The organism is Albidovulum marisflavi (genome assembly GCF_025751435.1).
Lineage (GTDB): Bacteria > Pseudomonadota > Alphaproteobacteria > Rhodobacterales > Rhodobacteraceae > Albidovulum > Albidovulum marisflavi.
In genome coordinates this window covers 209,845-234,923 of record NZ_JAOWKY010000003.1, presented here as the reverse complement: position 1 = coordinate 234,923, position 25,079 = coordinate 209,845, and the positions used below count along the sequence as shown (strand labels likewise).

General features: G+C 64.6%; 31 protein-coding genes. 17 read left to right on the top strand and 14 right to left on the bottom strand.

What is annotated here, in order from left to right; translation table 11 throughout:
* Positions 1-25 precede the first annotated feature (25 nt).
* The gene (locus OEW28_RS13010; RefSeq protein ID WP_263735201.1) at positions 26-391 is read right to left on the bottom strand and encodes a hypothetical protein; all 366 of its coding nucleotides are present in this window, start codon (positions 389-391) and stop codon (positions 26-28) included.
* 442 nt (positions 392-833) lie between these two features.
* Between OEW28_RS13010 and OEW28_RS13005 the strand changes: the two genes are divergently transcribed.
* A complete protein-coding gene (locus tag OEW28_RS13005; RefSeq protein WP_263735200.1) occupies positions 834-1,475 on the top strand; it encodes a Hint domain-containing protein in 642 nt (213 codons plus the stop codon).
* A 48-nt stretch (positions 1,476-1,523) separates the two neighbouring features.
* Here OEW28_RS13005 and OEW28_RS13000 read toward each other — a convergent pair whose 3' ends face one another.
* On the bottom strand, positions 1,524-2,024 hold the full coding sequence (locus tag OEW28_RS13000; RefSeq protein WP_263735199.1) for an Lrp/AsnC family transcriptional regulator: 501 nt from the start codon (positions 2,022-2,024) through the stop codon (positions 1,524-1,526).
* Positions 2,025-2,188: 164 nt separating this feature from the next.
* Between OEW28_RS13000 and trxB the strand changes: the two genes are divergently transcribed.
* The gene (trxB, locus tag OEW28_RS12995; RefSeq protein WP_263735198.1) at positions 2,189-3,133 is read left to right on the top strand and encodes a thioredoxin-disulfide reductase; all 945 of its coding nucleotides are present in this window, start codon (positions 2,189-2,191) and stop codon (positions 3,131-3,133) included.
* A gap of 18 nt (positions 3,134-3,151) precedes the next feature.
* Here trxB and OEW28_RS12990 read toward each other — a convergent pair whose 3' ends face one another.
* A complete protein-coding gene (locus tag OEW28_RS12990; RefSeq protein ID WP_263735197.1) occupies positions 3,152-3,733 on the bottom strand; it encodes a GNAT family N-acetyltransferase in 582 nt (193 codons plus the stop codon).
* 258 nt (positions 3,734-3,991) lie between these two features.
* Between OEW28_RS12990 and OEW28_RS12985 the strand changes: the two genes are divergently transcribed.
* A complete protein-coding gene (locus tag OEW28_RS12985) occupies positions 3,992-5,698 on the top strand; it encodes a bifunctional sulfate adenylyltransferase/adenylylsulfate kinase (protein WP_263735196.1) in 1,707 nt (568 codons plus the stop codon).
* A 74-nt stretch (positions 5,699-5,772) separates the two neighbouring features.
* Here the strand turns inward: OEW28_RS12985 and OEW28_RS12980 are convergent, their stop codons facing one another.
* Both OEW28_RS12980 and OEW28_RS12975 read right to left on the bottom strand, forming a co-directional pair.
* Positions 5,773-6,000, bottom strand: a complete 228-nt coding sequence (locus OEW28_RS12980; protein ID WP_263735195.1) for a DUF1150 domain-containing protein — start codon at positions 5,998-6,000, stop codon at positions 5,773-5,775.
* A gap of 11 nt (positions 6,001-6,011) precedes the next feature.
* Positions 6,012-6,425, bottom strand: a complete 414-nt coding sequence (locus OEW28_RS12975) for an Hsp20 family protein (protein ID WP_263735194.1) — start codon at positions 6,423-6,425, stop codon at positions 6,012-6,014.
* Between the two features lie 183 nt (positions 6,426-6,608).
* Here OEW28_RS12975 and OEW28_RS12970 point away from each other — a divergent pair, with 183 nt between their 5' ends.
* The 3 genes from OEW28_RS12970 to OEW28_RS12960 all read left to right on the top strand — a co-directional run bounded on the left by OEW28_RS12970 (position 6,609) and on the right by OEW28_RS12960 (position 8,461).
* Positions 6,609-6,827: a YdcH family protein gene (locus tag OEW28_RS12970; protein WP_263735192.1), complete on the top strand. Its 219-nt coding sequence runs from the start codon at positions 6,609-6,611 to the stop codon at positions 6,825-6,827.
* An 82-nt stretch (positions 6,828-6,909) separates the two neighbouring features.
* A complete protein-coding gene (gene purE, locus OEW28_RS12965; RefSeq protein ID WP_263735191.1) occupies positions 6,910-7,395 on the top strand; it encodes a 5-(carboxyamino)imidazole ribonucleotide mutase in 486 nt (161 codons plus the stop codon).
* Entirely contained in the window at positions 7,388-8,461 is a 1,074-nt protein-coding gene (locus tag OEW28_RS12960; protein WP_263735190.1) for a 5-(carboxyamino)imidazole ribonucleotide synthase, read from the top strand. The genes purE and OEW28_RS12960 overlap by 8 nt, the downstream gene beginning before the upstream one ends.
* 5 nt (positions 8,462-8,466) lie before the next feature.
* Here the strand turns inward: OEW28_RS12960 and OEW28_RS12955 are convergent, their stop codons facing one another.
* Complete coding sequence (locus tag OEW28_RS12955; protein ID WP_263735189.1) at positions 8,467-9,192, bottom strand: alpha/beta fold hydrolase; 726 nt, start codon at positions 9,190-9,192, stop codon at positions 8,467-8,469.
* A 63-nt stretch (positions 9,193-9,255) separates the two neighbouring features.
* Between OEW28_RS12955 and OEW28_RS12950 the strand changes: the two genes are divergently transcribed.
* From OEW28_RS12950 to OEW28_RS12940, 3 genes are read left to right on the top strand one after another with little or no spacing between them, the layout of a single operon-like run.
* Positions 9,256-9,699, top strand: a complete 444-nt coding sequence (locus OEW28_RS12950; protein ID WP_263735188.1) for an NUDIX domain-containing protein — start codon at positions 9,256-9,258, stop codon at positions 9,697-9,699.
* Entirely contained in the window at positions 9,696-10,193 is a 498-nt protein-coding gene (locus OEW28_RS12945; protein ID WP_263735187.1) for a GreA/GreB family elongation factor, read from the top strand. The genes OEW28_RS12950 and OEW28_RS12945 overlap by 4 nt, the downstream gene beginning before the upstream one ends.
* On the top strand, positions 10,187-10,672 hold the full coding sequence (locus tag OEW28_RS12940; RefSeq protein WP_263735186.1) for a GNAT family N-acetyltransferase: 486 nt from the start codon (positions 10,187-10,189) through the stop codon (positions 10,670-10,672). The genes OEW28_RS12945 and OEW28_RS12940 overlap by 7 nt, the downstream gene beginning before the upstream one ends.
* Positions 10,673-10,686: 14 nt before the next feature.
* Here the strand turns inward: OEW28_RS12940 and OEW28_RS12935 are convergent, their stop codons facing one another.
* The 3 genes from OEW28_RS12935 to groES form a co-directional block, all read right to left on the bottom strand.
* Positions 10,687-11,544 (bottom strand): DMT family transporter, encoded by an 858-nt coding sequence (locus OEW28_RS12935; RefSeq protein WP_263735185.1) that lies wholly within the window; start codon positions 11,542-11,544, stop codon positions 10,687-10,689.
* 157 nt (positions 11,545-11,701) lie between these two features.
* Complete coding sequence (gene groL / locus OEW28_RS12930) at positions 11,702-13,345, bottom strand: chaperonin GroEL (protein ID WP_263735184.1); 1,644 nt, start codon at positions 13,343-13,345, stop codon at positions 11,702-11,704.
* Positions 13,346-13,393: 48 nt separating this feature from the next.
* Complete coding sequence (groES, locus tag OEW28_RS12925) at positions 13,394-13,681, bottom strand: co-chaperone GroES (protein ID WP_263735183.1); 288 nt, start codon at positions 13,679-13,681, stop codon at positions 13,394-13,396.
* A gap of 195 nt (positions 13,682-13,876) precedes the next feature.
* On the opposite strand from groES, the gene OEW28_RS12920 reads away from it, so the two are divergent.
* The 7 genes from OEW28_RS12920 (at position 13,877) to OEW28_RS12890 (ending at position 20,015) form a co-directional block, all read left to right on the top strand.
* Entirely contained in the window at positions 13,877-14,878 is a 1,002-nt protein-coding gene (locus OEW28_RS12920; protein WP_263735182.1) for a TraB/GumN family protein, read from the top strand.
* 117 nt (positions 14,879-14,995) lie between these two features.
* The gene (locus OEW28_RS12915) at positions 14,996-15,916 is read left to right on the top strand and encodes a manganese-dependent inorganic pyrophosphatase (protein WP_263735181.1); all 921 of its coding nucleotides are present in this window, start codon (positions 14,996-14,998) and stop codon (positions 15,914-15,916) included.
* A gap of 108 nt (positions 15,917-16,024) precedes the next feature.
* Positions 16,025-16,906 carry a TIGR01459 family HAD-type hydrolase gene (locus tag OEW28_RS12910; RefSeq protein WP_263735180.1) on the top strand — a complete coding sequence of 294 codons (882 nt, stop codon included), beginning with the start codon at positions 16,025-16,027 and terminating at the stop codon, positions 16,904-16,906.
* Between the two features lie 123 nt (positions 16,907-17,029).
* Positions 17,030-17,473 carry a MaoC family dehydratase gene (locus OEW28_RS12905; RefSeq protein ID WP_263735179.1) on the top strand — a complete coding sequence of 148 codons (444 nt, stop codon included), beginning with the start codon at positions 17,030-17,032 and terminating at the stop codon, positions 17,471-17,473.
* Positions 17,474-17,502: 29 nt separating this feature from the next.
* Positions 17,503-18,429, top strand: coding sequence for a bifunctional riboflavin kinase/FAD synthetase (locus OEW28_RS12900; RefSeq protein WP_263735178.1), 927 nt, complete (start codon positions 17,503-17,505; stop codon positions 18,427-18,429).
* Positions 18,430-18,498: 69 nt separating this feature from the next.
* Positions 18,499-18,963: a YcgN family cysteine cluster protein gene (locus OEW28_RS12895; RefSeq protein WP_263735177.1), complete on the top strand. Its 465-nt coding sequence runs from the start codon at positions 18,499-18,501 to the stop codon at positions 18,961-18,963.
* The gene (locus OEW28_RS12890) at positions 18,963-20,015 is read left to right on the top strand and encodes a threonine aldolase family protein (RefSeq protein WP_263735176.1); all 1,053 of its coding nucleotides are present in this window, start codon (positions 18,963-18,965) and stop codon (positions 20,013-20,015) included. Before OEW28_RS12895 ends, OEW28_RS12890 begins: the two co-directional genes overlap by 1 nt.
* Here the strand turns inward: OEW28_RS12890 and OEW28_RS12885 are convergent.
* Positions 20,012-20,812 (bottom strand): alpha/beta fold hydrolase, encoded by an 801-nt coding sequence (locus OEW28_RS12885; protein ID WP_263735175.1) that lies wholly within the window; start codon positions 20,810-20,812, stop codon positions 20,012-20,014. The genes OEW28_RS12890 and OEW28_RS12885 overlap by 4 nt on opposite strands.
* The gene (locus tag OEW28_RS12880; protein ID WP_263735174.1) at positions 20,812-21,423 is read right to left on the bottom strand and encodes a 2-hydroxychromene-2-carboxylate isomerase; all 612 of its coding nucleotides are present in this window, start codon (positions 21,421-21,423) and stop codon (positions 20,812-20,814) included. The genes OEW28_RS12885 and OEW28_RS12880 overlap by 1 nt, the downstream gene beginning before the upstream one ends.
* A 116-nt stretch (positions 21,424-21,539) precedes the next feature.
* Between OEW28_RS12880 and OEW28_RS12875 the strand changes: the two genes are divergently transcribed.
* A complete protein-coding gene (locus tag OEW28_RS12875; protein WP_263735173.1) occupies positions 21,540-22,559 on the top strand; it encodes a ribose-phosphate pyrophosphokinase in 1,020 nt (339 codons plus the stop codon).
* Between the two features lie 108 nt (positions 22,560-22,667).
* On the opposite strand, the gene OEW28_RS12870 is transcribed toward OEW28_RS12875, so the two are convergent.
* From OEW28_RS12870 to atpD, 3 genes are all read right to left on the bottom strand, one after another.
* Positions 22,668-23,018, bottom strand: coding sequence for an H-type lectin domain-containing protein (locus tag OEW28_RS12870; RefSeq protein WP_263735172.1), 351 nt, complete (start codon positions 23,016-23,018; stop codon positions 22,668-22,670).
* 202 nt (positions 23,019-23,220) lie between these two features.
* Positions 23,221-23,619, bottom strand: coding sequence for a F0F1 ATP synthase subunit epsilon (locus OEW28_RS12865; protein ID WP_263735171.1), 399 nt, complete (start codon positions 23,617-23,619; stop codon positions 23,221-23,223).
* Positions 23,620-23,628: 9 nt separating this feature from the next.
* The gene (gene atpD, locus OEW28_RS12860) at positions 23,629-25,071 is read right to left on the bottom strand and encodes a F0F1 ATP synthase subunit beta (protein WP_263735170.1); all 1,443 of its coding nucleotides are present in this window, start codon (positions 25,069-25,071) and stop codon (positions 23,629-23,631) included.
* Between the last annotated feature and the right edge of the window lie 8 nt (positions 25,072-25,079).

Genomic DNA, 25,079 nt, shown 5'->3' with positions numbered 1-25,079 from the left:
GCCAGCGGCCCCGGATCCGCCACGATCACGGCATCCGATGTTGCCCCGGGATCGCAATAAAACTCTGAATAAAATCAATATTTCCGAGGTTTCGCCGCCGAAGGAGCTTGATTTTATTTCGCAGAAAGAAATAAAAGACCGCCGCAATGGGTGTGCATCGTTCCCAAAGAAACAGGTCCGCAGCCCTTGAAGCTGCCGACCCATCGGGCAAGAGGCAAACGATGAGCAGCAAGCGCCGCTGGATGACACGCATGTTGGCAGAAATCAGAAGTTTCGATTTCGTGCCCCCCTGGAGCCGGGCAAGACGGCGCGACGCGGCACAGTCCGAATAAGGCACCGCCTGTCCAAAACTGCCGAACCCGCGCGCGATTGCCTCGGCGCGGTCGGACAAGCGCCCGCGCGCGCCTTGATCGGAATGCCAGTTCGCCCCCGATTCCCCGCGCGAATTGTGGCGGGAAAAAGGCAAAATATGCCGCCGAGGTGAAACTGTCGCCGCAGGCGAACAAACCTTTCCGCATCGCCCGGATTGGCGGCGCGATCAGCGCTTATCAGGTGCGTCTCTTTGACAGCGCCGCCTCAGACCCGCAAATTTGATCATGTAGTCAGTCTGCTGTTTCCGGGTGTGGGTGTGTGCAGATGTGACAGACCGAAAGGCTGTTCGCATGTCGTTCTCGTATCGTTCCGCGGCGGTATCCGCGGGTTCAGCCGGCATTGCGCCGGCAAAGTCCAAATCTTCTCCGGCTCTCGCATACCAGCGCCCCGGGCTTCGCCCACAGCGCGCGCCGGTACGCACCCGGAGATATGAAATCGCCTGGCTTTCCTCATCTGGCGACGTGGAATTCGCCACGCGGGTTGCCCCGGCGATAAGCCAGTTCGAGGAAGCCTTTTCCGCCTTTGCGCGGGGCACCGTGGTTCAGACCGAAGACGGGCCGGTGGCGATCGAAGACCTGATGCCCGGCACGCGCGTGCAGACCGCGGAGGGCGGATCCGAGCGGGTGACGTGGGTGGGGTCGATGACGATCTTTCCGCCGAACGCGGTCAGCGGCATCGAGCCTGCACTGATGACGCGGGTCACTGCCGATGCCTTTGGGCTTGGCCGGCCGAATCCCGATCTGGTGCTTGGCCCCCGCGCCCGCATCCTGCTGCGGGACGACCGCTTCCAGGCCGCCACCGGCATGGCTTCGGCCTATGCGCCGGCGGCCGCCTTCGTGGACGGCGTGTCGATCGTCGAGGTGACGCCCATCGCGCCGGTGCCGGTCTATCATCTGGTTCTGGAACGCCACGGATCGATCCGGGCGGCGGGTCTCGAGGTGGAAAGCTATCATCCGGGATCGGGAATCGCCGAGATGATGGATACACAGCTCGCCTCCCTTTTCCTGGCGCTTTTCCCGCAGGTGAAAGGCTTTGCAGACTTCGGCCGGGTCGCCCACGGACAGTTGTCCATGGCCGAGATGGAGCGGGTGCTTTACGGGTGAAGGAAATACCGGCCGCGGCTCCAGGCGCGGGCGGGAATGCGGGGACCGTCAGGCCAATCGGGCCAGGCGGTCCTCGAGCACATCGAAGGGAACGCCGGGCTCATCCTTCGCACAGCGGATGACGAGCGAGGTTTTCACGCTGGCCACGTTCGGCGCAGAGGTCAGTTTTTCGGTCAGGAACGACTGAAAGGTGGACAGGTCCGGGGCGACACATTTCAGGATGAAGTCGATTTCCCCGTTCAGCATGTGACACTCTCTGACAAGCGGCCATTCGCGGCAGCGCTGTTCGAATGCGGACAGGTCCACCTCTGCCTGACTGTGCAGGCCGACCATGGCAAAGACCTGAACCTCGAACCCAAGTTCGCGCGGGTTCACGTCAGCGTGATAGCCACGGATATAGCCCGCCTCTTCCAGCGTGCGCACACGGCGCAGGCACGGCGGCGCCGAAATGCCGACCCGGCGCGCCAGTTCGACGTTGGTCATGCGGCCGTCCGCCTGAAGTTCCGACAGGATCTTGCGGTCGATCTCGTCGAGCTTGTGTCCGGCCATTGGTCTCTCCTGAAATTATCGCAGAACTTATCCGCAGGGCCTGACCTGCGCAATATTATTTCGCACCCGCGCAATTTCCGGCATGTGCGCTGCGATCCGTTGGGGCTTTCCCCCGCGCGCGGCGCTGATTATATGGCCTCAAACCGTTTGTGAAGAGGGGCAACATGAGCGAGACGCGCCACACCAGGGTATTGATCATCGGCTCCGGACCGGCGGGCTACACCGCGGCGGTCTATGCGTCCCGCGCGATGCTTAGCCCCATCCTCGTCCAAGGCATCCAGCCGGGCGGACAGCTGACGATCACGACCGAGGTTGAAAACTGGCCCGGCGACACGGAAGTGCAGGGTCCCGACCTTATGGTGCGGATGCAGGCGCATGCCGAGGCGATGGGGGCAGAGGTCATATCGGACCACATCCAGTCGCTCGACCTTTCCAAGCGCCCGTTCACGGCCCACGGCGACAGCGGCACGACGTACACCGCCGACGCGGTGATCCTTGCGACAGGCGCCCAGGCCAAGTGGATGGGCCTTCCGAGCGAGGAGAAGTTCAAGGGTTTCGGCGTTTCCGCCTGCGCGACCTGTGACGGCTTCTTCTACCGTGGGCGCGAGGTCGTCGTGATCGGCGGCGGAAACACCGCCGTGGAAGAGGCGCTGTTCCTCACCAATTTCGCAAGCAAGGTCACGCTGATCCACCGCCGCGACTCGCTTCGCGCCGAAAAGATCCTTCAGGACAGGCTCTTCAAGAACCCCAAGGTCGAGATCCTCTGGGACCACGTCGTCGAAGAGGTCCTTGGCAACGAGCAGCCGCTTGGCGTGACCGGCGTCCGTGCGCGCAACGTCGCAACGGGCGCCGAGACCGTGGTGCCCTGCGACGGGTTCTTCGTGGCGATCGGCCACGCGCCCGCGTCCGAACTGGTCAAGGACCAGCTTGAACTGCACAACGGTGGCTATGTGAAGGTCAAGCCGGGCACGACCGAAACCTCGACCCCTGGCGTCTTCGCGGCGGGCGATCTGACCGACCATGTCTACCGTCAGGCGGTAACCTCTGCCGGGATGGGGTGCATGGCCGCGCTTGACGCAGAGCGCTGGCTGGCCGGGCACGAGGGCTAAGGCCGGGCGACGCCCTGCCTATACGGACTTGACCATCAGGATGGCGTTCGCGCCGTCATGTTCCCAGCCCGGAACATGCATCCGACGTCGTGCGCGTTCCCGGAAGCCGGCCCTTTCATAAAGCCGCCTTGCGCCGGGATTGCCTGAGAAGACGATCAGGGAAACGGCGCGCAGGCCCGCCCGGCGCGCCACACCCTCGGCATGGGCCAAAAGCGCGGAGCCGACGCCCTGGCCACGCATCCCGTCGTAAACCCCGACGATGTTCAGATACCACGTGCTTGGGGCGAGGTTCTCAAGCTCCTGCAGGGGGACAAACTCGGCTGGGAAATCGGGTCCGATCGGCACCGGATCATCAGGCAGCGGATAGCCGACCATGCCGCCGGCCAGATCGCCGTTCCGCGTCGCGATCTGCGCGTTGCGGAAACTGAAGGATCCTTCGCCCCTGGCTGCGCGGCGCAGGCCCACATCACGAAGGGTTTCGCCGGGGTGCGCCATTTCCGCCCAGACGCGCTCGGGCAACCCCTCGCCCGCCATCAACACGATATCGACAAGGGCGGGCGCATCGGCAGGGGTGGCGTCACGCACAGAGATGCTGCTCATCCATCACCCCCCTTGCTGAATCGCGACGCGTCCGCGCCGGTCAACCCGACAGGCGTCCTCGTCCCGCAGGTTGAAAGCGCCGACAGTTTTTCGGTTTGGCGGCAATCTGCGACAGTTTCCGCACTTGCGGGCAATCTTAGCACCTTTGTCCCAAATATGCGCCAAGTTCAGCCGGGAACCTTGAACTTCTTCCCGTTTCGGGGCAAGTCGCCGCCAAGGCGGCACCCCGCCGCGTTTTCGTCAGAGGCCCCGACCCCGATGCAGCTTTCCAACCTCGCTCCGATCCCGGAGCTTTACGTATCCTACGAGTCCGCGCAGAAGCTGAAACACGAAGCGGGCGCGCTGCCGTCCTGGGATCTGTCCCAGCGGCAGGTCTGCGACCTGGAGCTTCTTATGAACGGCGGCTTCTACCCGCTGAAAGGCTTCCTGACCGAGGCGGATTACGACAGCGTCGTTGACACGATGCGACTGACGACCGGCGATCTGTGGCCGATGCCGGTCACGCTCGACGTGACCGAGGATTTCGCGGCCAAGGTGGAACCGGGCCAGGACATAGCGCTGCGCGACGCCGAGGGCGTGATCCTTGCCATCATGTCGGTCACCGACAAGTGGGAACCGAACAAGAGCCGGGAGGCCGAAAAGGTCTTCGGCGCCGATGACGTCGCCCACCCGGCGGTCAACTACCTGCACCACAAGGCGGGCAAGATCTATCTTGGCGGGCCGATCACCGGCATCCAGCAGCCCGTCCACTATGACTTCAAGGGCCGTCGCGACACGCCGAACGAGTTGCGCGCCTTCTTCCGCAAGCTCGGCTGGCGCAAGATCGTCGCGTTCCAGACCCGCAACCCGCTGCACCGCGCGCACCAGGAACTGACCTTCCGCGCGGCCAAGGAAGCGCAGGCGAACCTGCTGATCCACCCGGTGGTCGGCATGACCAAGCCCGGCGACGTCGACCACTTCACCCGCGTGCGCTGCTACGAGGCAGTGCTGGGCCAGTACCCGGCCTCGACGACGCACATGAGCCTGCTGAACCTCGCCATGCGCATGGGTGGCCCGCGCGAGGCACTGTGGCACGCGATCATCCGCAAGAACCACGGGCTGACCCACTTCATCGTCGGCCGCGATCATGCCGGCCCCGGCAAGAACAGCCAGGGCAAGGACTTCTACGACCCCTATGCCGCGCAGGAACTGGTGCGCCAGCACCAGGAGGAGGTCGGCATCGAGATGGTCGACTTCAAGCAGATGGTCTACGTCCAGGAAAAGGCGCAGTACTATCCGGTCGACGAGGTTCCCGAAGGCTCCACCGTGCTCGACATCTCCGGCACCGAGTTGCGCCGCCGCCTGCGCGAAGGTCTTGAAATCCCCGACTGGTTCTCCTTCCCCGAAGTGGTCAAGGAACTGCGCCGCACCTCGCCCCCGCGCGCGAGGCAGGGCTTCACCGTCTTCTTCACCGGCCTGTCCGGCTCGGGCAAGTCGACGATCGCCAACGCGCTCATGGTCAAGCTGATGGAGATGGGTGGGCGTCCGGTGACGCTTCTCGACGGCGACGTGGTGCGCAAGCACTTGTCGTCGGAACTCGGCTTCTCGAAGGAACACCGCGACATCAACATCCGCCGCATAGGCTATGTCGCCTCCGAGATCACCAAGAACGGCGGCATCGCCATCTGCGCGCCGATCGCGCCCTACACCGCGACCCGCCGCGGCGTGCGCGAGATGGTCGAGGCCTATGGCGCCTTCGTCGAGGTGCATGTCGCGACGTCGATCGAGGAATGCGAACGCCGCGACCGCAAGGGGCTCTACAAGCTTGCCCGCGAAGGCAAGATCAAGGAGTTCACCGGCATCTCGGACCCCTACGAAGAGCCGCAAAATCCCGAACTTCGCGTCGAGACCGAAAACGTCGACGTCGACAACTGCGCGCACCAGGTGCTGCTCAAGCTTGAAAGCATGGGGCTGATCAAGGCCTGAGCGGGCGGACAGAAAGACAAAGGCCGGGCATGATCGCCCGGCCTTTCCTTTTTCGGCAACCCGAAAGAAGCCCGCTAGTGGACGTTGACGGGCGACATGTCGTTCTGCCGGGCCAGAAGGAACGCCATCCGGCGGTCCTTGACCAGCGCCAGCCGCTCTCCGTCCGCGTCGCAGACGGCGTAAAGCGTCTTGACGCCGGGAACCTGTTCGCGGACCTCGTCCGGAAGGTCGTCAACCGCGACCGGCCGGACATAGACGATCCGATCGTCCGCTTCGGGTCCGAAGTCGAATTTCGTATGCATGCCTGCCTCCTTTACTTGCGCGAGATGCGAATGGTCTGCACGACCGGATCGGGAACGGACCGATTGAGGTCCACGTGCAGCAGCCCGTTTTCCATCTGGGCCCCCGCGACATCCACGCCCTCGGCCAGCACAAAGCTGCGCTGGAACGCGCGGGCGGCTATGCCTCGGTGAAGATAGATGCGCCCCTCCGGCTCTTCGGCCTGGCGACCGCGGATCACCAGTTGCCGGTCCTCGACCGTGATCGCCAGATCCTCTTCCCGAAACCCCGCCACGGCGAGCGTGATCCGGAAGGTGTTTTCCGAGGACTGTTCGATGTTGAAGGGCGGATAGCCCTCGTTCCCGGATTTCGCGGTGCGTTCAACCAGCCGTTCCAGCTGATCGAACCCCAGAAGGAAGGGATGGGCGCCAAAGGTCAGTTTCGTCATCTCGGGCAGGTCCTCGAAGTCAAGCGACGTGCAGAAAGGGCCCCGATTCCGGCAACCCTGACCTACAATATGGGATGCGGCCGCACGGTGGGCAAGTGTGCATACGTTTGCGTGAAGCTTCCCGCAGAGGGCGGGCATTGGTATAGTTTGCAACTGCAGGGAATCGACTCGGGCCACAAGAACATGAACGCCCCAACGACAATGGACAGCGATGACGTCTTGCGCGTCAAACTGGAAGTACTGAAGACGGAACACCGCGATCTGGACGAAGCCATCCACCTGATGGAGGAATCGGGCCGCGCTGATCAACTGACGCTGCGCAGGCTCAAGAAGCAGAAACTTGGCCTCAAGGACCGGATCTCCCGGATCGAGGATCTTCTGACCCCCGACATCATCGCGTGATGGCGGCGGCAGCGGCCTTTCGGCCCTTGTCGCCTGCACGCCCGCCGCTATATTGCGCGCTCCATCCGCTGGGGAGGTCCGAATGGGCGTGAAAGTCGGTATCATCATGGGATCCCAGTCGGACTGGCCCACCATGAAAGAGGCGGCGCTGATTCTTGACGAACTGGGCGTGCGCTACGAACAGAAGATCGTCTCGGCTCACCGCACGCCAGACCGGCTCTGGTCCTACGGCAGGACGGCCGTTGAACGGGGGCTTCAGGTCATCATCGCGGGCGCCGGCGGCGCCGCGCACCTGCCCGGCATGATGGCATCGAAGACCCGCGTTCCGGTGATCGGCGTGCCGATCCAGACAAGGGCACTGTCGGGCGTGGACAGCCTGTATTCCATCGTGCAGATGCCCAAGGGCTATCCCGTCGCCACCATGGCGATCGGCGCAGCGGGCGCGGCCAACGCGGGTCTGATGGCCGCAGGAATCCTGGCCGTGAACGACGCCGATCTGGCCGCCAGGCTCGACGCCTGGCGCGAGGCGCTGTCCGCCTCCATCCCCGAGGAGCCGAAAGATGAGTGACATGCTGCCCCCCGGCTCGGTGATCGGCATCCTGGGCGGCGGTCAGTTGGGCCGCATGCTGTCGGTCGCCGCCGCGCGACTCGGCTACAGAACCCATGTCTACGAACCATCGGCAAACCCGCCCGCCACCCATGTCGCGGAAAAGGTGGTGACCGCGCCCTACGAGGACGCGGCTGCGCTTCGTGCCTTCGCCGAGGGCGTGGACGTCATCACCTATGAATTCGAGAATGTTCCAACCGCGGCGCTGGACCTTCTGGAAAGCCTGCGGCCGATCCGCCCGAACCGGCGCGCCCTGGCCGTCAGCCAGGACCGCATCCTGGAAAAGGACTTCCTCAGCGGGATCGGCCTGACCACGGCCCCGTATGCGGCAGTCGACGACGAAGCCACGCTGGACGAGGCGTTGGCCCATATCGGTGCACCCGCGATCCTGAAGACCACCCGGCTTGGCTATGACGGAAAGGGCCAGGCGCGGATCATGGACCGGTCGGAGGCGCCCGCAGCCCTTGCCGAAATGCGCGGCGCGCCTGCCGTTCTGGAAGGCTTCGTCACCTTCACGCGCGAGGTTTCGGTCATCGCCGCGCGCGGGCTGACGGGCGAGGTAGCGGCCTACGATCCGGGCGAAAACGTCCATCTCGGTGGCATCCTGTCGACGACGACGGTGCCCGCGACGCTGAGTGCAAGTGAGCGCACGGACGCAGTCCTGCTGGCGGCGCGCATCCTGAATGCGCTGGACTACGTCGGCGTGATGGGGGTCGAGCTTTTCGTGACACCGGGCGGGCTGGTCGTGAACGAAATCGCGCCCAGGGTCCACAACTCCGGTCACTGGACGCAGAACGGCTGTGCCGTCGACCAGTTCGAACAGCATATCCGCGCCGTCGCGGGCTGGCCCTTGGGCGACGGGTCGCGCCATGCCGACGTGGTGATGGAAAACCTGATCGGCGACGATGTGCTGAAGGTGCCCGCCATCGCGCGCGAGACCAATGCCGCGATCCATCTCTACGGCAAGGCCGAAGCGCGCCCGGGCCGCAAGATGGGTCACGTCAACCGGGTCCGCAAACCCGCCTGAGGCACTCAGCGCCAGATGCGCTCGACCGCCCCGGTCAGCGTCAGCATGTGATCGAACCGTCCGTTCTCAAGAAACTCAAGGACTTGGGCGAGCGTCCTTGGATTGTTCATGATGAACGTATGGCTGGTGGGCAGGACGATGTGATCGGTCATGCCTGCCATCCTGGTTGATGCGACCGAGACCTTGCCGTCATCCTTTCCGCCGATGACCCAGGAATAGAGCGGATTGAAGCTCACGTCGCCTGCAATGATGCCAAGATCGAACCGTGCCGGACCCAGGGTATTTGGCTCCGATGTCGGAGATGTGCCAAGCTGCAATCCGGCAGGACCCAGAACCCGGGACAGGAAATCATAGTTATCCGCGAGGTCGATCAGTTCGGACCCGCGGTTCGGCGGGGCGAGCATCACCACCCGGCCCAGGTTCGCGGGCTTGTGGGTGGCAAGCCACGCGCGGACCAGGATCCCCCCCATCGAATGCGTAACGAAGTGCACCCGATCCCCGCCGCAGCGCTCGACCGCCGGCGTCACCCAGGTTTCCATCAGCGTTTCGATCGGTGCCTTGGTCGAAGGGTAGTCGGGGTTCACCGTGCGGTAGCCATGCCGCTCAAGCACCTTCTGCAGGACGATGAGAGACCCTTCCGAACGGTGGAGTCCGTGCAGCAGCACGACGCAATCCGCGCGTGCGGGCAAGGAAAGCAACAGCAGGCCAAGAAGGAGCGTAACGAACCGCATCCGCACCAGATAGGCCAGAGCGGGCGACTTGCCAATGCCCGCGACGCAGGCCAGTGTGCGGCGATGACACGCCGCTCTCCCCGCCTTGCCGTCCGCGCCCTGATCCTGTCCGAGGATCGGCTGCTGGTTGTGAACGCCTACCCCGAAGGCAAGTCGGACCTTTGGTGCGCGCCGGGCGGGGGCGCCCACGTCGGCAGCTCGCTGCCCGACAATCTCGCGCGCGAGGTCGAGGAGGAGACGGGCCTAAAGGTCATGGTGCAGGAGCCGTGTCTCGTGAACGAATTTCACGACCCCGCGACGGGCTTTCACCAGGTAGACGTCTATTTTCGTTGCCGGCCCCTCAACGCTCTTCCCCCGGTATGGCGCGACCCGGAAGGCATCGTGACACAGCGCCGCTTCGTTACGCGCGATGAACTTGGCCGGTTGCGGCACAAGCCCGACAGCCTGGCCAAGGCAGCCTGGGGCGAGGGGATCCTTTACGATCCGCTGGAGGTCATCGTGCGATGAGCCGCGCTTTCGTCAAGGAAGACGGGCCGGACAACGAACCGCTGCCCGATCTGCCGATCAGCCCGCATCCGAACTATGTTTCCCCGCGCGGGCTGGCGGCGCTTCGCGACCGCCTGACTGCGCTTCAGGCAGAACTTGCCCGTCTTCGCGCGCGTGCGGATCGGCTGGACCGCCTGCCAGAGCGTGCCGCGGAACGCGATATCCGGTATGTGGAGGCGCGGCTGCGTTCGGCCATCCTTGTCGAACCCACGGATACGGCACCGTCCGAGGCCGCCTTCAGTACACGCATCACCGTCGTGGACGAGGACGACGCCCAGCATGAGTTCGAGATTGTGGGCGAGGACGAGGCCGACGCCGCCCTTGGCCGCATCGCCCCGCAATCACCGCTGGCGCGCGCCCTGATCGGCGCGCGCGTCGGTGACGTCGTCGAATGGCGCCGACCTGCTGGCACCGTCAGCCTTGAAATCATTGCGATCGATCCACTGCCATGCTGATCCGCGATTTGTCGCCCGGCTCGGACACCGACCGGATCGAGGCGCTGTACGCCGAGGCCGCCGACTACTGGATCCTTGCCGACCGGACCGCCCCGGATCGCGCCAAGGCGGAAGAGTTCTTTACCGATGCGCCGCCGGGCTGCGATGTTGCAGCTTCTCACCACCTGGGCCTGTTCGTCGATGACCGGCTGAGCGGCGTCGCCGAACTGGCCTTCGGGTTTCCCGATCCCGGGGACGCTTACCTGGGCCTGATGATCCTTGCCCCGCGCCTGAGGGGACAGGGATTGGGACGCCGCTTGCTGGCAGAGGCCGAGGACCGCGCCCGCCGCGCGGGTGCCCAAAGGCTTTACCTGGCCGTTCTGGATGAAAACCCACGCGGGCGCGCCTTCTGGGAACGCGAGGGGTTCGTCGACACCGGGGTCTGGCGCGACGACGCCGAGGCGCGGCACCGTTTGCGCCGCATGGTCAAGGCGCTCTGACCATTGGCGCGCGTTCAACCGCGGCGCGGCACGCTGGCGATGGCAACCCCGCCCAGGACAAGAAGCGACGCCACCACAAGCCGCAGGGTCACCGGTTCACCGATCAGCACGAGCCCTCCGAAGGCCGCGATCACCGGGGCCGACAGCTGCGCGACGGCCGCGCGGGTCGCACCAAGCGCGGGCAGGATCGCGTACCAAAGCGCGTAGCCAAGGCCCGAGGTCACGGCGCCGGACAGGATCGCCAGGGAAAGCCCGAGGCCATCGGCGGCGATCCCTCGTGAAACCAGCACTGCAGCCGCCAGCAGGCCCGGCACCGCCGCGAACAGAAAGTTCCATGCCGTCGCACCCAACGGATCCGCGGCCCCGCGCGCCGACAGCGAATAGATGCCCCAGCCAACGCCTGCCGCGCACATCATCCCCGCGTGAACGCCGCTCAAGGCCGCCCCTTCGCCCGGTGCGAACAGCCAGAGCAAGCCCGCGAACGCCAGGGCCGCGCCCATCCAACGCCGGGGCGGAACCGGTTCCCGAAACAACAGCGCGCCGGCGAACATCGTGATCTGGACCATGCCGAACAGGATCAGCGCACCAACCCCGGCATCGAGCGCGCCATAGGCCAGCGAGAAGCCGAACAGGTAGATCAGAAGCGAGCACGCCCCCAATACCCTGCGGCCCGGCGCGCCGGGGGATAGCCGCCCGCTCCGGAACCGGTAACGCCACAGGATCAGAAGCCCCAACATGGCCGCGCCGGCCAGCAGCCGGACGATCGCGAAGTCCACAGGGCCGATGTGACCCGGCCCGACGCCAAGCCGGTTGAGAACCGAGTTGGCCGCAAAGGCGGTCATCGTCAAGGCAGTCAGCAGGAACAGGCGCATCCGGAGCCTCGCTATCGGCGCCACCATAACGCGATTGTCGTTTCTGGCCAGCGAATTCCCCACTGCGTTCGGCACGCTTTTCAGTCCCGAAGGCGGATCCGCAAAAGAAAAGGGCCCCGTCGCCGGGGCCCCCTGTCGCTTGGCCAATCGGCCGGGATTACATCATCCCGTCCATGCCGCCCATGCCGCCCGGCATGCCGCCGCCCGCCGCGCCCTTCGGCTCCGGCTTGTCGGCAACCATGGCTTCGGTGGTGATCAGCAGGCCGGCGACCGATGCTGCATCCTCAAGCGCAGTGCGCACGACCTTCGCCGGGTCGATGACGCCGAACTTGAACATGTCGCCATATTCTTCGGTCTGGGCGTTGAAGCCGAACTTCGCGTCCGAGGATTCGCGAACCTTGCCGGCCACGACCGAACCGTCGACGCCCGCGTTCTGCGCGATCTGGCGCAGCGGCGCTTCCAGCGCCTTGCGGACGATCACGATACCGGCGTTCTGGTCGGCGTTCGCACCGCTCAGACCGTCAAGAGCTTTTGCAGCCTGCACCAGGGCCACGCCGCCACCGACGACGATGCCTTCCTGCACGGCCGCGCGGGTCGCGTTCAGGGCGTCATCGACGCGGTCCTTGCGCTCTTTCACTTCGACCTCGGTCATGCCGCCGACGCGGATGACGGCGACGCCACCGGCGAGCTTGGCAACACGCTCCTGCAGCTTCTCGCGGTCGTAGTCCGAGGTGGTTTCCTCGATCTGGGTGCGGATCTGGGCGACACGCGCTTCGATTTCCGCCTTCTCGCCGGCACCGTCCACGATGGTGGTGTTGTCCTTCGAGATCGAGACCTTCTTGGCGCGGCCCAGCATGTCGATGCCGACATTCTCAAGCTTCATGCCGAGGTCTTCCGAGATCACCTGGCCGCCGGTCAGGATCGCGATGTCCTGCAGCATGGCCTTGCGGCGGTCGCCGAAGCCCGGAGCCTTGACGGCGGCGATCTTCAGGCCACCGCGCAGCTTGTTGACGACGAGAGTCGCCAGCGCTTCGCCTTCCACGTCCTCGGCGATGATGAGGAGCGGCTTCTGCGACTGGATGACCGACTCGAGCAGCGGAACCATCGGCTGGAGCGACGACAGTTTCTTTTCGTGCAGGAGGATCATCGCGTCATCGAGTTCCGCGATCATCTTGTCGGGGTTGGTCACGAAGTAGGGCGAGAGGTAGCCGCGGTCGAACTGCATGCCTTCGACGACCTCGGTCTCGGTCTCCAGGCCCTTGTTCTCTTCGACGGTGATGACACCCTCGTTGCCGACCTTCTGCATCGCGTCGGCGATCTGACGGCCGATTTCGGCCTCGCCGTTTGCGGAGATCGTGCCAACCTGGGCGACTTCGGCGGAATCCGCGACCTTGCGGGCGGCGTTCTTGATGTGCGCGACGGCCTTGTGGACGGCCAGGTCGATGCCGCGCTTGAGGTCCATCGGGTTCATGCCGGCCGCAACCGACTTCAAGCCTTCGCGAACGATCGCCTGGGCCAGAACCGTGGCGGTGGTGGTGCCGTCGCCGGCCTCGTCATTGGTGCGCGAGGCGACTTCCTTCACCATCTGCGCGCCCATGTTCTCGAAGCGATCGGCGAGCTCGATTTCCTTGGCGACCGACACACCGTCCTTGGTGATGCGGGGCGCACCGAAGCTTTTCTCGATCACAACGTTGCGGCCCTTCGGGCCGAGGGTCACCTTCACCGCATCGGCGAGGATGTTGACGCCGCGAAGCATGCGGTCGCGGGCATCGGAATCGAACTTGACGTCCTTGGCTGCCATCTTGGCTTCTCCTGGTTGTCTGGTTTGAATGGAAGGTCAGAAACAGTCTCAGGCGATGATGCCGAGAATGTCGCTTTCCTTCATGATCAGCATTTCCTTGCCGTCGATCGTCACCTCGGTGCCCGACCACTTGCCGAACAGGATCCGGTCGCCGGCCTTGACGGAGGGCGCGATCAGCTCGCCCGAATCCTTGCGCGCGCCTTCGCCGACGGCGACGACTTCACCCTCGGCCGGCTTTTCCTTCGCGCTGTCGGGGATGATCAGACCGCCCTTGGTCTTCTCGTCGCTTTCCACACGCTTGACCAGAACGCGGTCATGAAGCGGTTTGAATGCCATCTGGTAACACTCCCTAGGTTCCAGGTTTGAATGTGATTAGCACTCACCAATCACGAGTGCTAACGCGCCGTAGTTAGGGATGACAAAAGCGTGAGTCAACAGCCTTGGCGACGAAATTTCTTTTGCCTCCGCACTGGATTTGAAGGGCCGCCCGTGTCAGCGTGCCGAAGAGACGATCCAAGGAATTGCGGCTACATGACTTCCCCTTTCCGTTTGGCCCTTGCCCTGGCAGCATTTCTTTCGCCGGGAACGACTTGGGCGCAATGCGCCGGGCAGAACCTGCTGGACGCAATGCCCCCCGACGCCTTCGCGGCCCTGGAGGCAAGCTCCGAGTCACATCCCTACGCGACCGGAAATCGCTACGTGGCGACCAAGGGTGACAACATCATCCATTTCGTCGGCACGCTTCACGTCTATGACAGCAGGATGGACGAACCGCTTGAGCGCCTGAAAAGCGTCATCGCCCATTCCGACGCGATCTACGTCGAGGCGACCGATGCCGAGCAGCAGCAGCTGAAATCGGAAATCGCAAAGCGCCCCGAACTGATCTTCGCGACCGAGGGCGCGACACTGCCAGAGCGGCTTGGACAGGAAGACTGGACGCTTCTGTCGGGAGAACTGGCGGCGCGCGGGATGCCTGCCGTGCTCGCCTCGAAGCTCCGCCCCTGGTATGCGACCGCGATCCTTGGCCTGCCGCCCTGTGCCATCAAGGAACTGGGCGGCAAGGCGAACGGGCTGGACAAGCTGATCATGGACGAGGCCGCAAACGCCCGCGTGCCCGTTTTCGCGCTTGAACCCTACGACGCCGCGATCCGCGTATTCACCGACATGGACGATGCCGATCAGCTGGACATCCTGCGCTCTTCCCTGCCGCTGCTGTCAGAGTCGGAGAACGTGTACGAGACACTGATCGAGTCATACTTCGGCGAAAAGAACCGGTTGTTCTGGGAGTACACGCGGGAACGTTCCGTCGCGGAGTCTCCCGAGGATCCCGAAACCGCCGCCGCCGACTTTGCCCGCATGGAGGATGCGCTCCTGATCCGGCGCAACTACAGCTGGATCGACCCGATCCTGAAGGCCGCCGAAGGCAACGAGATCATCGTGGCCGTCGGCGCGGCGCATCTTTCGGGCGTTAACGGCCTGCTGGCCCTGGTCGAGGAACACGGCTACCGGATAGACAGGGAATCTTTCGAGTAAAGGGCGCTCGTTCGGCGCAGAACCCCGGCCCTTTGCCCGCGTCGATCCCGCGCGCGTGACAACGCCGACTAACCTGCCTATAACGCGCGCGAAATCCCTGAACGAACGGACGCCCCCATGACGATCAAGGTCTTTGGCCACAAATCCCCCGACACCGATTCCACAGGCTCGCCCATCATCTGGGCCTGGTATCTTTCCGAGGTGAAAGGCACCCCGGCGAAGCCCGTGCTTCTGGGTGAGCCGAACACCGAGGCGGCCTTCGTCCTGAAACGCTGGGACCTGGCGAAGCCGGAGATCATCACGGACGTGGCCGCCGGCGATACCTGCGTGGTCGTCGACACCAACAACCCGGCGGAGCTTCCCGCTTCGATCAACGACGCGAACGTGGTGCAGATCATCGACCACCATCTTCTGGCAGGCGGCCTCAAGACGAAGGGCCCGATCGACATCACCATCCGTCCGCTCGCCTGCACCGCGACGATCATGCACGACCTGATGGGCGACGACACACACAGGATGCCGGACAGCATCAAGTGCGCGATGCTTTCGTGCATCCTGTCAGACACGCTGGAATTCCGTTCGCCCACGACAACCCCGCACGATCGCGCCGTTGCCGAAAAGCTGGCGGGCGAGCTTGGGATCTCGATCCCCGAATACGCGGCCGAGCTGTTCGCGGCGAAATCCGACGTCTCGGCGTTCTCGGACGCGGAACTTCTGCGGATGGATTCCAAGGAATACACCGTCGAGGGCGTGGATCTGCGCGTTTCGGTGCTTGAGACGACCTCGCCCAAGATGGTCCTGGACCGCAAGGACAGCCTGATGGCGTCGATGGCCGATGTCGCCAAGGAAGACGGCGCCGACCAGGTGCTTCTGTTTGTCGTGGACATCATCAAGGAAGAAGCGACGCTTCTGGTTCCGAACGAGACCGTGAAGAAGATCGCGGAAGCCTCGTTCGGCTGCACCGTGAGCGGCGACACGGTGGTGCTGCCCGGCATCATGAGCCGGAAGAAGCAGATCATCCCGGCCCTGAAGATGTAATGCCGATCGGGCGCCGACTGGCTCGGCGCCCGACCCCGGCGTGTTCGCCGCCTGTCGGCGCGCACCGACCGACTTGACTCAAGCCAAAGGCACCAAAGGATCAGGCCCTTGACCCGGATCATCTCTGCGCTTTCCGACATCGCCGCGAACTACGATGTGCTGTTCTGCGATCTTTGGGGATGCGTGCACGACGGGCTTCGCCCGTTCCCCGCCGCGGTCGCCGCGCTTCGGCACTTTCGGTCGAACGGGGGCAAGGTCGTGCTGGTCACGAATTCCCCGCGCCCCCGTTCCGAGGTCGCGACGCAGCTCGACGGGATCGGCGTGCCCCGCGATGCCTGGGACACTATCGCAAGCTCGGGCGACTCGGCGCGTTCGGCCATGTTCCAGGGCGTGGTCGGCCACAAGGTGCACTTCATCGGGAACCCCGAAACCGACATGGGATTCTTCGCCCCGCTGAAGATCCTCGAAAACCCCGTCGAGATCGAGATCGTGCCCTTGGACCAGGCCGAAGGCATCGTCTGCACCGGCCCGCGCGATCCGCTGGCAGACCCCGCTGTCAACCGGCCCGACTTTCTTTACGCCAAGGCCAAGGGGCTCAAGCTTCTTTGCGCCAACCCCGACATCGTCGTCGACCGTGGCGAAACACGGGAATGGTGTGCCGGAGCCCTGGCGCGGCTTTACACCGAGATGGGCGGGGAAAGCCTGTATTTCGGCAAGCCGCATCCGCCGATCTACGACCTTGCCCGACGCCGGACCACGGCACTGACGGGAACCGTTCCCGATGCGGGGCGCATCCTGGCCGTGGGCGACGGCATCGCGACCGACGTCCTTGGCGGGCTGGGTGAAGGGATAGACACGCTTTTCATCACGGGCGGCCTTGCAGCGGCAGAGTTTGGCGCGGATGTCGAAAACCCCGACCCCGACCATCTTGCACCCTGGATCGAGACGCAGCAGATCACTCCGACATATGCGATCGGCCGCCTGCGCTAAGGCTGCCTCCGCAATATTGTTGCGGCGATACCGCAAGTCGCGTAAAAATATTACCAGCCGGATTGCGCTGCGGATGCCGCACGTGCTATGCCGCACCGCAGTAACCTATCGGGATTCGCGATGATGCTGGACAATTTCCCCCGCGGCACGATCTGCATCGAAGACCTTGAGATCGGGATGACCCGCTATCTGCGCAAGGAGATCACGGATCGCGACATCGAGATGTTCGCAGAAGTCTCGACCGATCGGAACCCGGTGCATCTGGACGACGACTATGCCCGCGACACGATCTTCGAGGGACGGATCGCACACGGCATGCTGACGGCGGGACTGATCTCGGCGGTGATCGGGGAGCAGCTTCCAGGACATGGAACCGTCTACCTTGGCCAAAGCCTCAAGTTCATGGCCCCCGTGCGTCCCGGCGACGTCGTCTATGCCGAGGTCAAGGTCGCCGCGATCGACCACGCAAGGCGCCGGGTAACCCTTGAAACCCACTGCGCGGTGGGCGATACGGTTGTGCTCAAGGGTGAGGCGCTGGTTCTGGCGCCAAGCCGCAAGTTCGACTGATCCGGCGGGCCGCCCGCCAACGGGGGCCGATGCGGACGCACAACCACTGGACTGACATTTCCACCGATGACCGCGGCGCTTCGGTTGCCATGGGCAACTTCGACGGTGTGCATCTTGGCCACCAGTCGGTCATCGCCCAGGCCCGGCGCGCCGAGTCCGCGCTTGGGATTGTCACGTTCGAACCCCATCCACGCCAGTTCTTCGCGCCGCTGGCCCCTGCCTTTCGCTTGATGAATGCCGAGGCGCGGGGCCACCGCCTGGAAAAGCTGGGGGTCGACCAGCTTTACGTGCTGCCATTCGACGGGACCCTCGCCGGGATGGAGGCCGAAACCTTCGTCCGCGACGTGCTGGTTCAGGGCCTTGGGGTGTCGCACGTCACGGTCGGGTCCGACTTCTGCTTCGGGCGGGGCCGCAAGGGAACGGCAGAGACGCTTAGGACGCTTGGCGCGGAACTTGGCTTCGGTGTGACGGTCGCCGATCTGGTCGGCATCGACGGGGTCGAAATATCCTCGACCGCGATTCGGACCGCGTTGAGCGAGGGCCGCCCACGTGACGCGGCGCGGATGCTGGGCCATTGGCACCGGATCGAAGGCGCGGTGCAGCACGGCGACAAGCGCGGCAAGGGGCTTGGCTTTCCGACGGCCAACATGGGGGTGGAGGGTCTGCACCTGCCCCGCCTGGGCGTCTACGCCGTCAAGGTGGACGTGCTGACAGGCCCGCAGGCGGGAAGCTACATCGGCGCGTCAAGCCTGGGCGTGCGGCCGATGTTCGGGGAAAACCAGCCCAACCTCGAAACCTACCTGTTCGACTTCGACGGCAACCTTTACGGACAGCACCTGTCTGTCGCGCTTGTCGACTATCTGCGGCCAGAGATGAAGTTTGACGGGCTCGACGCACTGATCTCGCAAATGCATGCCGATTGCGACCGCGCGCGCCTGATCCTGGCCGAAGCGTGATCGGTTCCGGCGCCACAAGCCAGCTTCAACCCTTCCCTTTCCAGCAGCCTTGCGCCTATCTTGCCGCCCATGACGACACATCGCCCCACACCACGCCTGCGCCCCGAGTTCTGGACGCGCCCGCTTTCCAGCCTTTCGCCGGAAGAGTGGGAGGCGCTTTGCGACGGCTGCGGAAAGTGCTGCCTGAACAAGCTTGAAGATGCGGAAACCGGCGAGATCTTCTTCACCCGCATCGGCTGCCGTCTGCTCGACGGCGACACCTGCCGCTGCGGCCAGTATGAAAACCGCAAGAGCTTCGTCCCCGAATGCGTGGTGCTGACGCCCAGGAACCTGAAGGACATCGCTTACTGGATGCCGTCGACCTGCGCCTACCGGCTCTTGGCTGAAGGCAAGCCGTTGCCGGAATGGCATCCGCTGCTGACCGGTGACCCGGACAGCGTCCACAAGGCGGGAATGTCCGTCAAAGGCTGGACCCTGCCGGAATTCGAAGTGCCCGAAGAAGACTGGGAAGACCACATCATCGAGGATCTGTGATGGAATTCGGATCGGATAACAACGCAGGCGCGGCGCCCGCGATCCTGGACGCGGTGGTTGCCTGCAGTGCGGGTCCCGCCCTGTCCTACGGTGACGATCCTCTGACCCATCGGGTCCGCGACCGGATCCGCACCCTCTTCGATGCGCCAGGGGCCGAAGTCTTCCTGGTCGCAACCGGAACGGCGGCCAACGCGCTGGCGATCGCAAGCTTTTGCCCGCCGTGGGGCGCGATCTACGCCCATGAAGGTGCCCATGTCGAACAGGACGAATGCGGCGCACCCGAGTTCTACACTGCCGGCGCCAAGATCAGGCTGGTCTCGGGCGCTGATGGCAAGATGACGCCCGAAGAGCTCGCCGCCCGGATCCGGGCGACGGGCCAGGGCGACGTGCATTCGGTTCAACGCGGGATGCTGACCCTGACCAACGTGACCGAGGCGGGCAGCGTCTACGCCCCGGCCGAGGTCGCGGCGCTGGCCAAGGTAGCCAAGGGCTTCGACCTGCCGGTTCATCTGGACGGGTCGCGCTTTGCCAACGCCCTGGTGGCGACCGGCGCCACGCCCGCCGAGATGACCTGGAAGGCCGGGGTCGATGTCCTGTCCTTCGGCGGCACCAAGAACGGCTGTCTGGGGGTCGAGGCGGTGGTCATGTTCGATCCCGCGCCGGCGTGGGAATTCGAGCTTCGCCGCAAGCGGGGCGGACACCTGTTCTCAAAGCACCGCTTTCTGGCCGCCCAGATGGACGCTTACCTGGAAGGCGGGCTCTGGCTGGACCTTGCCCGGCAGGCCAACGACATGGCCACCCGGCTTGAACAGGGGCTTCGGTCCTTGCCCGACGTCGCCCACGCCCACCCGCGCGGCGCCAACATCCAGTTCGTGACGATGCCGCGCAGGGCGCATGCGCGCGCGATGGCGGCGGGGGCCCATTATTACCTGATGCCGCACGGCACGCCGATCGAGGGCGACGGCGACGAACGGCTCTTGTGCCGTCTGGTCACATCCTGGGCCACAACGGCGGACGAGGTCGACCGCTTCCTGGCCTGCGTGCGCGGCTAGCCGCGGTCGAGGTTCACCGAGATCAGGCCTGCCACCTGCCTTGGATGGGTGATCGGCAACATGTGCGACGCCCCGGGAACCGAGGCCACACCGACGTCGGGCATCCGGGCAGCCAGGGCCTCGGCGATGGCTTCGATGATCGCTGGGGAACGTTCCCCTCGGATCAGGAGCACCGGCATGTCCAGGCTTTCAAGGCCGCCGGGGCGCAGGACCCGGCCACTGTCGTGTTCAAGCGCGGGATCGGCGGCGGGGATCATGTCGATCCGCTCCACGACCGCGCTGCGGCTTTCCATGTTCGCGCGGTCAAGGTCGATGCCGGTGCCCCAGATTCCGGTGAAGATACGCGCCGCGTCCTCTCGACGGCCGTCTTGCATCGCCTGGTAAAAGGGACCGATCGCGGCATGGTGGTCGGTCCAGACCTCGGTTCCGCGGGCGGCAGCGAACAGCACGGGCTCGATCAGGGTCAAGGTGCGGAAAGCCTCGGGCGCGGCCAAGGCCAGACGCAAGGCTGTCACCGCCCCAAAGGAATGACCGATCAGGTCCACCGGCCGGTCGATGAAGCTGGCCGCGATTTCGGCACACAGCCGGGGATAGTCGCCCTGCCCATCCCAGTCGTCGGACTTTCCATGGCCCGGCAGGTCGAAGGCGGTCATGGTGATGCGCTCTCCCAATTGCGCCATGACCCCGGTCCACGCGCCGGAATGGGCAAGCGCGCAGTGAATGCCAAGCGCGGGGCGTTCGCCCGACCCCAGTTCACGCCAGAAGGTGCGGTGGCCCGCCCGGACCGTCACTGGCATCAGAGCTTTCCAGCCAGATAGAGGTCAAGGTCGTCCAGCCGATCCTGTCCCCAGAACCTTTCCGTGCCGTCGACAACGTAGAAGGGGGAACCGAAGACGCCTGCCGCGACGGCATCCTCCAGGTTGCGGGCGTAGGTTTCGGCGCCCACCAGCATGCCCGAAAAGGCAAGCCCGGCGTCAAAGCCATGCGCTTGCAGAAGCGCTGTCACGACCTCGTCCTCGGCGATGTTGCGGTCTTCCGCCCAGCAGGCGCGCAAGACGCCGTGGACAAGCCCGCCAAGATCGCCCGCAGCGCCGCCTTCCTGCGCCACCTGCGCGGCTATGATCGCATAGGCGGCGGGCGCCGCGTTCGTGGGAAAGAACATCGGACGAAGGTTGAGCGGCATCCCCAGCCTGGCGGCCTGGCGCCGCAGGTCCTGCAAGCGATACTCCTTGCGGCTGTCGTGCCGGTCGGGCAGCGGCGTTCCGCCCGTGCGCGCGAACAGCGCGCCAATGTCTACCGGCTTGTAGGATATCGTGGCGCCGTGGCGCTTGGCCAATGCCTCCAGCCGGACGCCCGCCAGATAGGTGAACGGCGACAGTGTGGAGAAATAGTAGTCGATATGCGCCACGGTGCCGCTCTCCTCGTGCTTGGGTTTGCGGGCAAGCTAGCCCGGTGATAAGCGGGGTGCAACGTCACGAATCTGTCACCTGACACGTCCCCGCCCTTTTCGACAAGGAACCGATCATGCCGTCCATGACCGAGCCAAAGCTCATTTCCGGCAACTCCAACCGCCCGCTTGCCAACGCCATCGCACGGCGGATGTCGATGCACCGGGGCGTCAATGTCGGGCTGGTGGACGCTCGGGTAGAGCGGTTCAATGATCAGGAAATCTTCGTCGAGGTGTTCGAGAACGTCCGGGGCGAGGACATGTTCATCATCCAGTCGACGTCGAACCCCGCCAACGACAACCTGATGGAACTGCTGATCATGTCCGACGCGCTGCGCCGGTCCTCGGCGGCGCGGATCACGGCCGTGATCCCCTACTTCGGCTATGCACGCCAGGATCGCCGAGCCAAGGCGCGGACGCCGATTTCGGCCAAGCTGGTCGCGAACCTGCTGACCGAGGCAGGGGTGGAACGGGTGCTGACGCTGGATCTTCACGCCGCCCAGATCCAGGGCTTTTTCGACATCCCCGTCGACAACCTCTATGCCTCGCCGATTTTCGCCCTCGATATCGAGCATCATTTCAAGGGCAAGCTTGGCGAAGTGATGGTGATCTCTCCCGACGTTGGCGGCGTGGCCCGTGCCCGCGAGCTGGCAAAGCGGATCAATGCGCCGCTGGCCATCGTCGACAAGCGCCGGGAAAAGCCCGGTGAGGTCGCAGAGATGACGGTCATCGGCAACGTGACCGGCAAGACCTGCATCATCGTGGACGACATCTGCGACACGGCAGGCACTCTCTGCAAGGCGGCAGAGGTGCTGATGCAGAACGGCGCTGCCGAAGTCCACGCCTATATTACCCATGGCGTCATGTCCGGACCGGCGGTCGAGCGGGTGCAGAACTCGGTCATGAAAAGCCTGGTCCTGACGGATTCGATCGAACCGACCGATGCCGTGCGCAAGGCCAAGAACATCCGCATCGTGCCCACCGCGCCGATGTTTGCCCAAGCGATCCTGAACATCTGGTCCGGCACCTCGGTATCGTCGCTCTTCGAAACCGAAACGCTTGGCCCGATCTATGAAGGCATGTACACGCGCGGCTGACGGCAAGGCGCGGGCATACCGGCGCTTTTAATTCCCTTCTCTCCCTACCGCGCCAGCAACGCGCGGTGGCGTGTGTGGGTTTGGTGCGTACGGTGGCGCGCTGCAGTCTCAGCCGATGTCCCAGTTGTCCTCGTGTGGGACATCCCCTAGCGCCAGCCAGTCCGCCCGCATGCGCGCGATCCGCGTGTCGCCCCAGGTGCGGAACACCACGTCGAAACCTTCGCTCGTCACATTTTCAGCCAGGATTTCCGCCCTCATGTTCGTGGCGTGATGAACGTCCCACATGCTGAGCGATATCTGGACCACGGGCACGTCACGGAAGCTTTCTGAAAACGCGACGCTGCGGCGCACTTCCCGGGGGCCGGTGTCCGTCCACATCGGGCCGCCATCCTCAAAGTCGGAAAACAGGGGGATCGATCCGCGATCAACCCCCAGCACATGACTGGTAAAACGCCGCATTCCATCCCCCACAGACTGGGTCGATGCTATCCGAACAATCTGCGGTTGGAAGCCCCGACATGTGACCGCGCCGTTGATTACAAAGCTTTTATGAAGAAACGGCGAATACCTGAGCGCGCAAACAGGCGGGATCCGCTTTCTCGGCCTATCGGCAAGCAAAAAGGCGGGGCGTAAGCCCCGCCTTTTGACATTCTCAGCCCGCTCAGAAACCCAGAGCGGATTTCAGAGCCTGAAGGTCGGCAACCAGCTTGTTGGCCGCGTCCTTGCCCTCGGCCGGGGCTTCCCCCGCCTCGGCGATCGCATCCGTGATCAGCGCATCCATGTCTGCGGCCGTCACCTCGCCCTTGGGCATCGCCCGTTCGGCAAGAACCGAAGCGCCCGTCGCCGAAATCTCGGCGAAGCCACCGGTCACGGCATAGTCGGAAGTGCCTTCGGCAGACACGACGGTCAGGATGCCGGGACGCAGCGTGGTGATCAGAGCCGCGTGGTCCGGCATCGCCGTCAGGTCGCCATCGGCGCCCGGAATGCGGACCTCGCGCGCCTGAACGGAGGCAAGCCGCCGTTCAGGGGACACAAGGTCAAACTGCATCGTATCGGCCATCTCGCCCCCTTACGCCGCTTCCGCGGCCAGACGCTGCGCCTTGGCTTTGACTTCCTCGATGTCGCCAACCATGTAGAAGGCGGCTTCGGGCAGGTGGTCGTACTCGCCCGCGACAACCGCCTTGAACGAGGCGATGGTCTTGTCGAGCGGAACCTGAACGCCGTCCGAACCGGTGAAGACCTTCGCAACGTCGAAGGGCTGCGACAGGAAGCGCTGGATCTTCCGGGCGCGGGCCACGGTCAGCTTGTCCTCTTCCGACAGTTCGTCCATGCCGAGGATGGCGATGATGTCCTGCAGCGACTTGTAGCGCTGAAGAATACCCTGGACATCACGCGCGACCTGATAGTGCTCTTCGCCGACGACGGCCGGGTCGAGGATCCGGCTGGTGGAGTCGAGCGGGTCAACAGCCGGGTAGATGCCAAGCTCCGAGATGGCGCGCGACAGAACCGTGGTGGCGTCGAGGTGAGCGAACGAGGTCGCCGGCGCCGGGTCGGTAAGGTCGTCGGCCGGAACGTAGATGGCCTGCACCGAGGTGATCGAGCCCGCCTTGGTCGAGGTGATGCGTTCCTGCATCGCGCCCATGTCGGTCGCGAGCGTCGGCTGGTAGCCCACGGCCGAAGGGATACGACCCAGCAGCGCGGACACTTCGGAACCCGCCTGCGTGAAGCGGAAGATGTTGTCCACGAAGAACAGAACGTCGGTCCCGGACTGGTCGCGGAACTGCTCGGCCAGCGTCAGGCCCGAAAGGGCGACGCGCATACGGGCCCCCGGCGGCTCGTTCATCTGACCGTAGACAAGGGCCACTTTGGACTTCTCCAGGTCGTCCGGAACGATAACGCCCGACTCGATCATCTCGTGGTAAAGGTCGTTGCCCTCACGGGTCCGCTCGCCAACGCCCGCGAACACCGAGAAGCCCGAGTGCACCTTGGCGATGTTGTTGATCAGTTCCATGATCAGAACAGTCTTGCCCACGCCGGCGCCGCCGAACAGGCCGATCTTGCCGCCCTTGGAGTAGGGGGCGAGAAGGTCGATGACCTTGATGCCGGTGACGAGGATTTCCGAGGACGTCGCCTGTTCGTTGAACTCCGGCGCCGGCTGGTGGATCGCGCGGGTTTCCGTCGAGACGACCGGGCCCTTTTCGTCCACCGGCTCGCCGATGACGTTCAGGATGCGGCCCAGCGTCGGGTTGCCGACGGGAACCGAGATCGGCTCACCCTTGTCAACGACCGCGGCGCCGCGCACGAGACCTTCGGTCGCGTCCATGGCCACGGTACGGACGGTGTTCTCGCCCAGGTGCTGCGCGACTTCCAGAACCAGACGCTTGCCGTTGTTGGTGGTCTCAAGAGCGTTCAGAATCGCGGGGAGGTGTTCGTCGAACTGCACGTCCACGACCGCGCCGATGACCTGCGTCACCCGGCCGGTTGCGGCAGCTGCTTTCGGTGCTTTTGCCATAGAGTTTC

Bases quoted from the DNA above. Each gene is read 5' to 3' on its own strand.
- OEW28_RS12955 (WP_263735189.1), bottom strand. From the start codon at position 9,192: ATGCGGTTCGTTACGCTCCTTCTTGGCCTGCTGTTGCTTTCCTTGCCC.
- OEW28_RS12870 (WP_263735172.1), bottom strand. From the start codon at position 23,018: ATGCGGCGTTTTACCAGTCATGTGCTGGGGGTTGATCGCGGATCGATC.
- OEW28_RS12970 (WP_263735192.1), top strand. From the start codon at position 6,609: ATGAACGCCCCAACGACAATGGACAGCGATGACGTCTTGCGCGTCAAA.
- OEW28_RS12980 (WP_263735195.1), bottom strand. From the start codon at position 6,000: ATGCATACGAAATTCGACTTCGGACCCGAAGCGGACGATCGGATCGTC.
- OEW28_RS12865 (WP_263735171.1), bottom strand. From the start codon at position 23,619: ATGGCCGATACGATGCAGTTTGACCTTGTGTCCCCTGAACGGCGGCTT.
- OEW28_RS13000 (WP_263735199.1), bottom strand. From the start codon at position 2,024: ATGGCCGGACACAAGCTCGACGAGATCGACCGCAAGATCCTGTCGGAA.
- OEW28_RS12945 (WP_263735187.1), top strand. From the start codon at position 9,696: ATGAGCCGCGCTTTCGTCAAGGAAGACGGGCCGGACAACGAACCGCTG.
- atpD (WP_263735170.1), bottom strand. From the start codon at position 25,071: ATGGCAAAAGCACCGAAAGCAGCTGCCGCAACCGGCCGGGTGACGCAG.
- OEW28_RS12915 (WP_263735181.1), top strand. From the start codon at position 14,996: ATGACGATCAAGGTCTTTGGCCACAAATCCCCCGACACCGATTCCACA.
- OEW28_RS12890 (WP_263735176.1), top strand. From the start codon at position 18,963: ATGGAATTCGGATCGGATAACAACGCAGGCGCGGCGCCCGCGATCCTG.
- OEW28_RS12975 (WP_263735194.1), bottom strand. From the start codon at position 6,425: ATGACGAAACTGACCTTTGGCGCCCATCCCTTCCTTCTGGGGTTCGAT.
- OEW28_RS12895 (WP_263735177.1), top strand. From the start codon at position 18,499: ATGACGACACATCGCCCCACACCACGCCTGCGCCCCGAGTTCTGGACG.
- purE (WP_263735191.1), top strand. From the start codon at position 6,910: ATGGGCGTGAAAGTCGGTATCATCATGGGATCCCAGTCGGACTGGCCC.
- groL (WP_263735184.1), bottom strand. From the start codon at position 13,345: ATGGCAGCCAAGGACGTCAAGTTCGATTCCGATGCCCGCGACCGCATG.
- OEW28_RS12985 (WP_263735196.1), top strand. From the start codon at position 3,992: ATGCAGCTTTCCAACCTCGCTCCGATCCCGGAGCTTTACGTATCCTAC.
- trxB (WP_263735198.1), top strand. From the start codon at position 2,189: ATGAGCGAGACGCGCCACACCAGGGTATTGATCATCGGCTCCGGACCG.
- OEW28_RS12920 (WP_263735182.1), top strand. From the start codon at position 13,877: ATGACTTCCCCTTTCCGTTTGGCCCTTGCCCTGGCAGCATTTCTTTCG.
- OEW28_RS12885 (WP_263735175.1), bottom strand. From the start codon at position 20,812: ATGCCAGTGACGGTCCGGGCGGGCCACCGCACCTTCTGGCGTGAACTG.
- OEW28_RS12960 (WP_263735190.1), top strand. From the start codon at position 7,388: ATGAGTGACATGCTGCCCCCCGGCTCGGTGATCGGCATCCTGGGCGGC.
- OEW28_RS12935 (WP_263735185.1), bottom strand. From the start codon at position 11,544: ATGCGCCTGTTCCTGCTGACTGCCTTGACGATGACCGCCTTTGCGGCC.
- OEW28_RS12990 (WP_263735197.1), bottom strand. From the start codon at position 3,733: ATGAGCAGCATCTCTGTGCGTGACGCCACCCCTGCCGATGCGCCCGCC.
- OEW28_RS12900 (WP_263735178.1), top strand. From the start codon at position 17,503: ATGCGGACGCACAACCACTGGACTGACATTTCCACCGATGACCGCGGC.
- OEW28_RS12940 (WP_263735186.1), top strand. From the start codon at position 10,187: ATGCTGATCCGCGATTTGTCGCCCGGCTCGGACACCGACCGGATCGAG.
- OEW28_RS12905 (WP_263735179.1), top strand. From the start codon at position 17,030: ATGCTGGACAATTTCCCCCGCGGCACGATCTGCATCGAAGACCTTGAG.
- OEW28_RS12875 (WP_263735173.1), top strand. From the start codon at position 21,540: ATGCCGTCCATGACCGAGCCAAAGCTCATTTCCGGCAACTCCAACCGC.
- groES (WP_263735183.1), bottom strand. From the start codon at position 13,681: ATGGCATTCAAACCGCTTCATGACCGCGTTCTGGTCAAGCGTGTGGAA.
- OEW28_RS12950 (WP_263735188.1), top strand. From the start codon at position 9,256: ATGACACGCCGCTCTCCCCGCCTTGCCGTCCGCGCCCTGATCCTGTCC.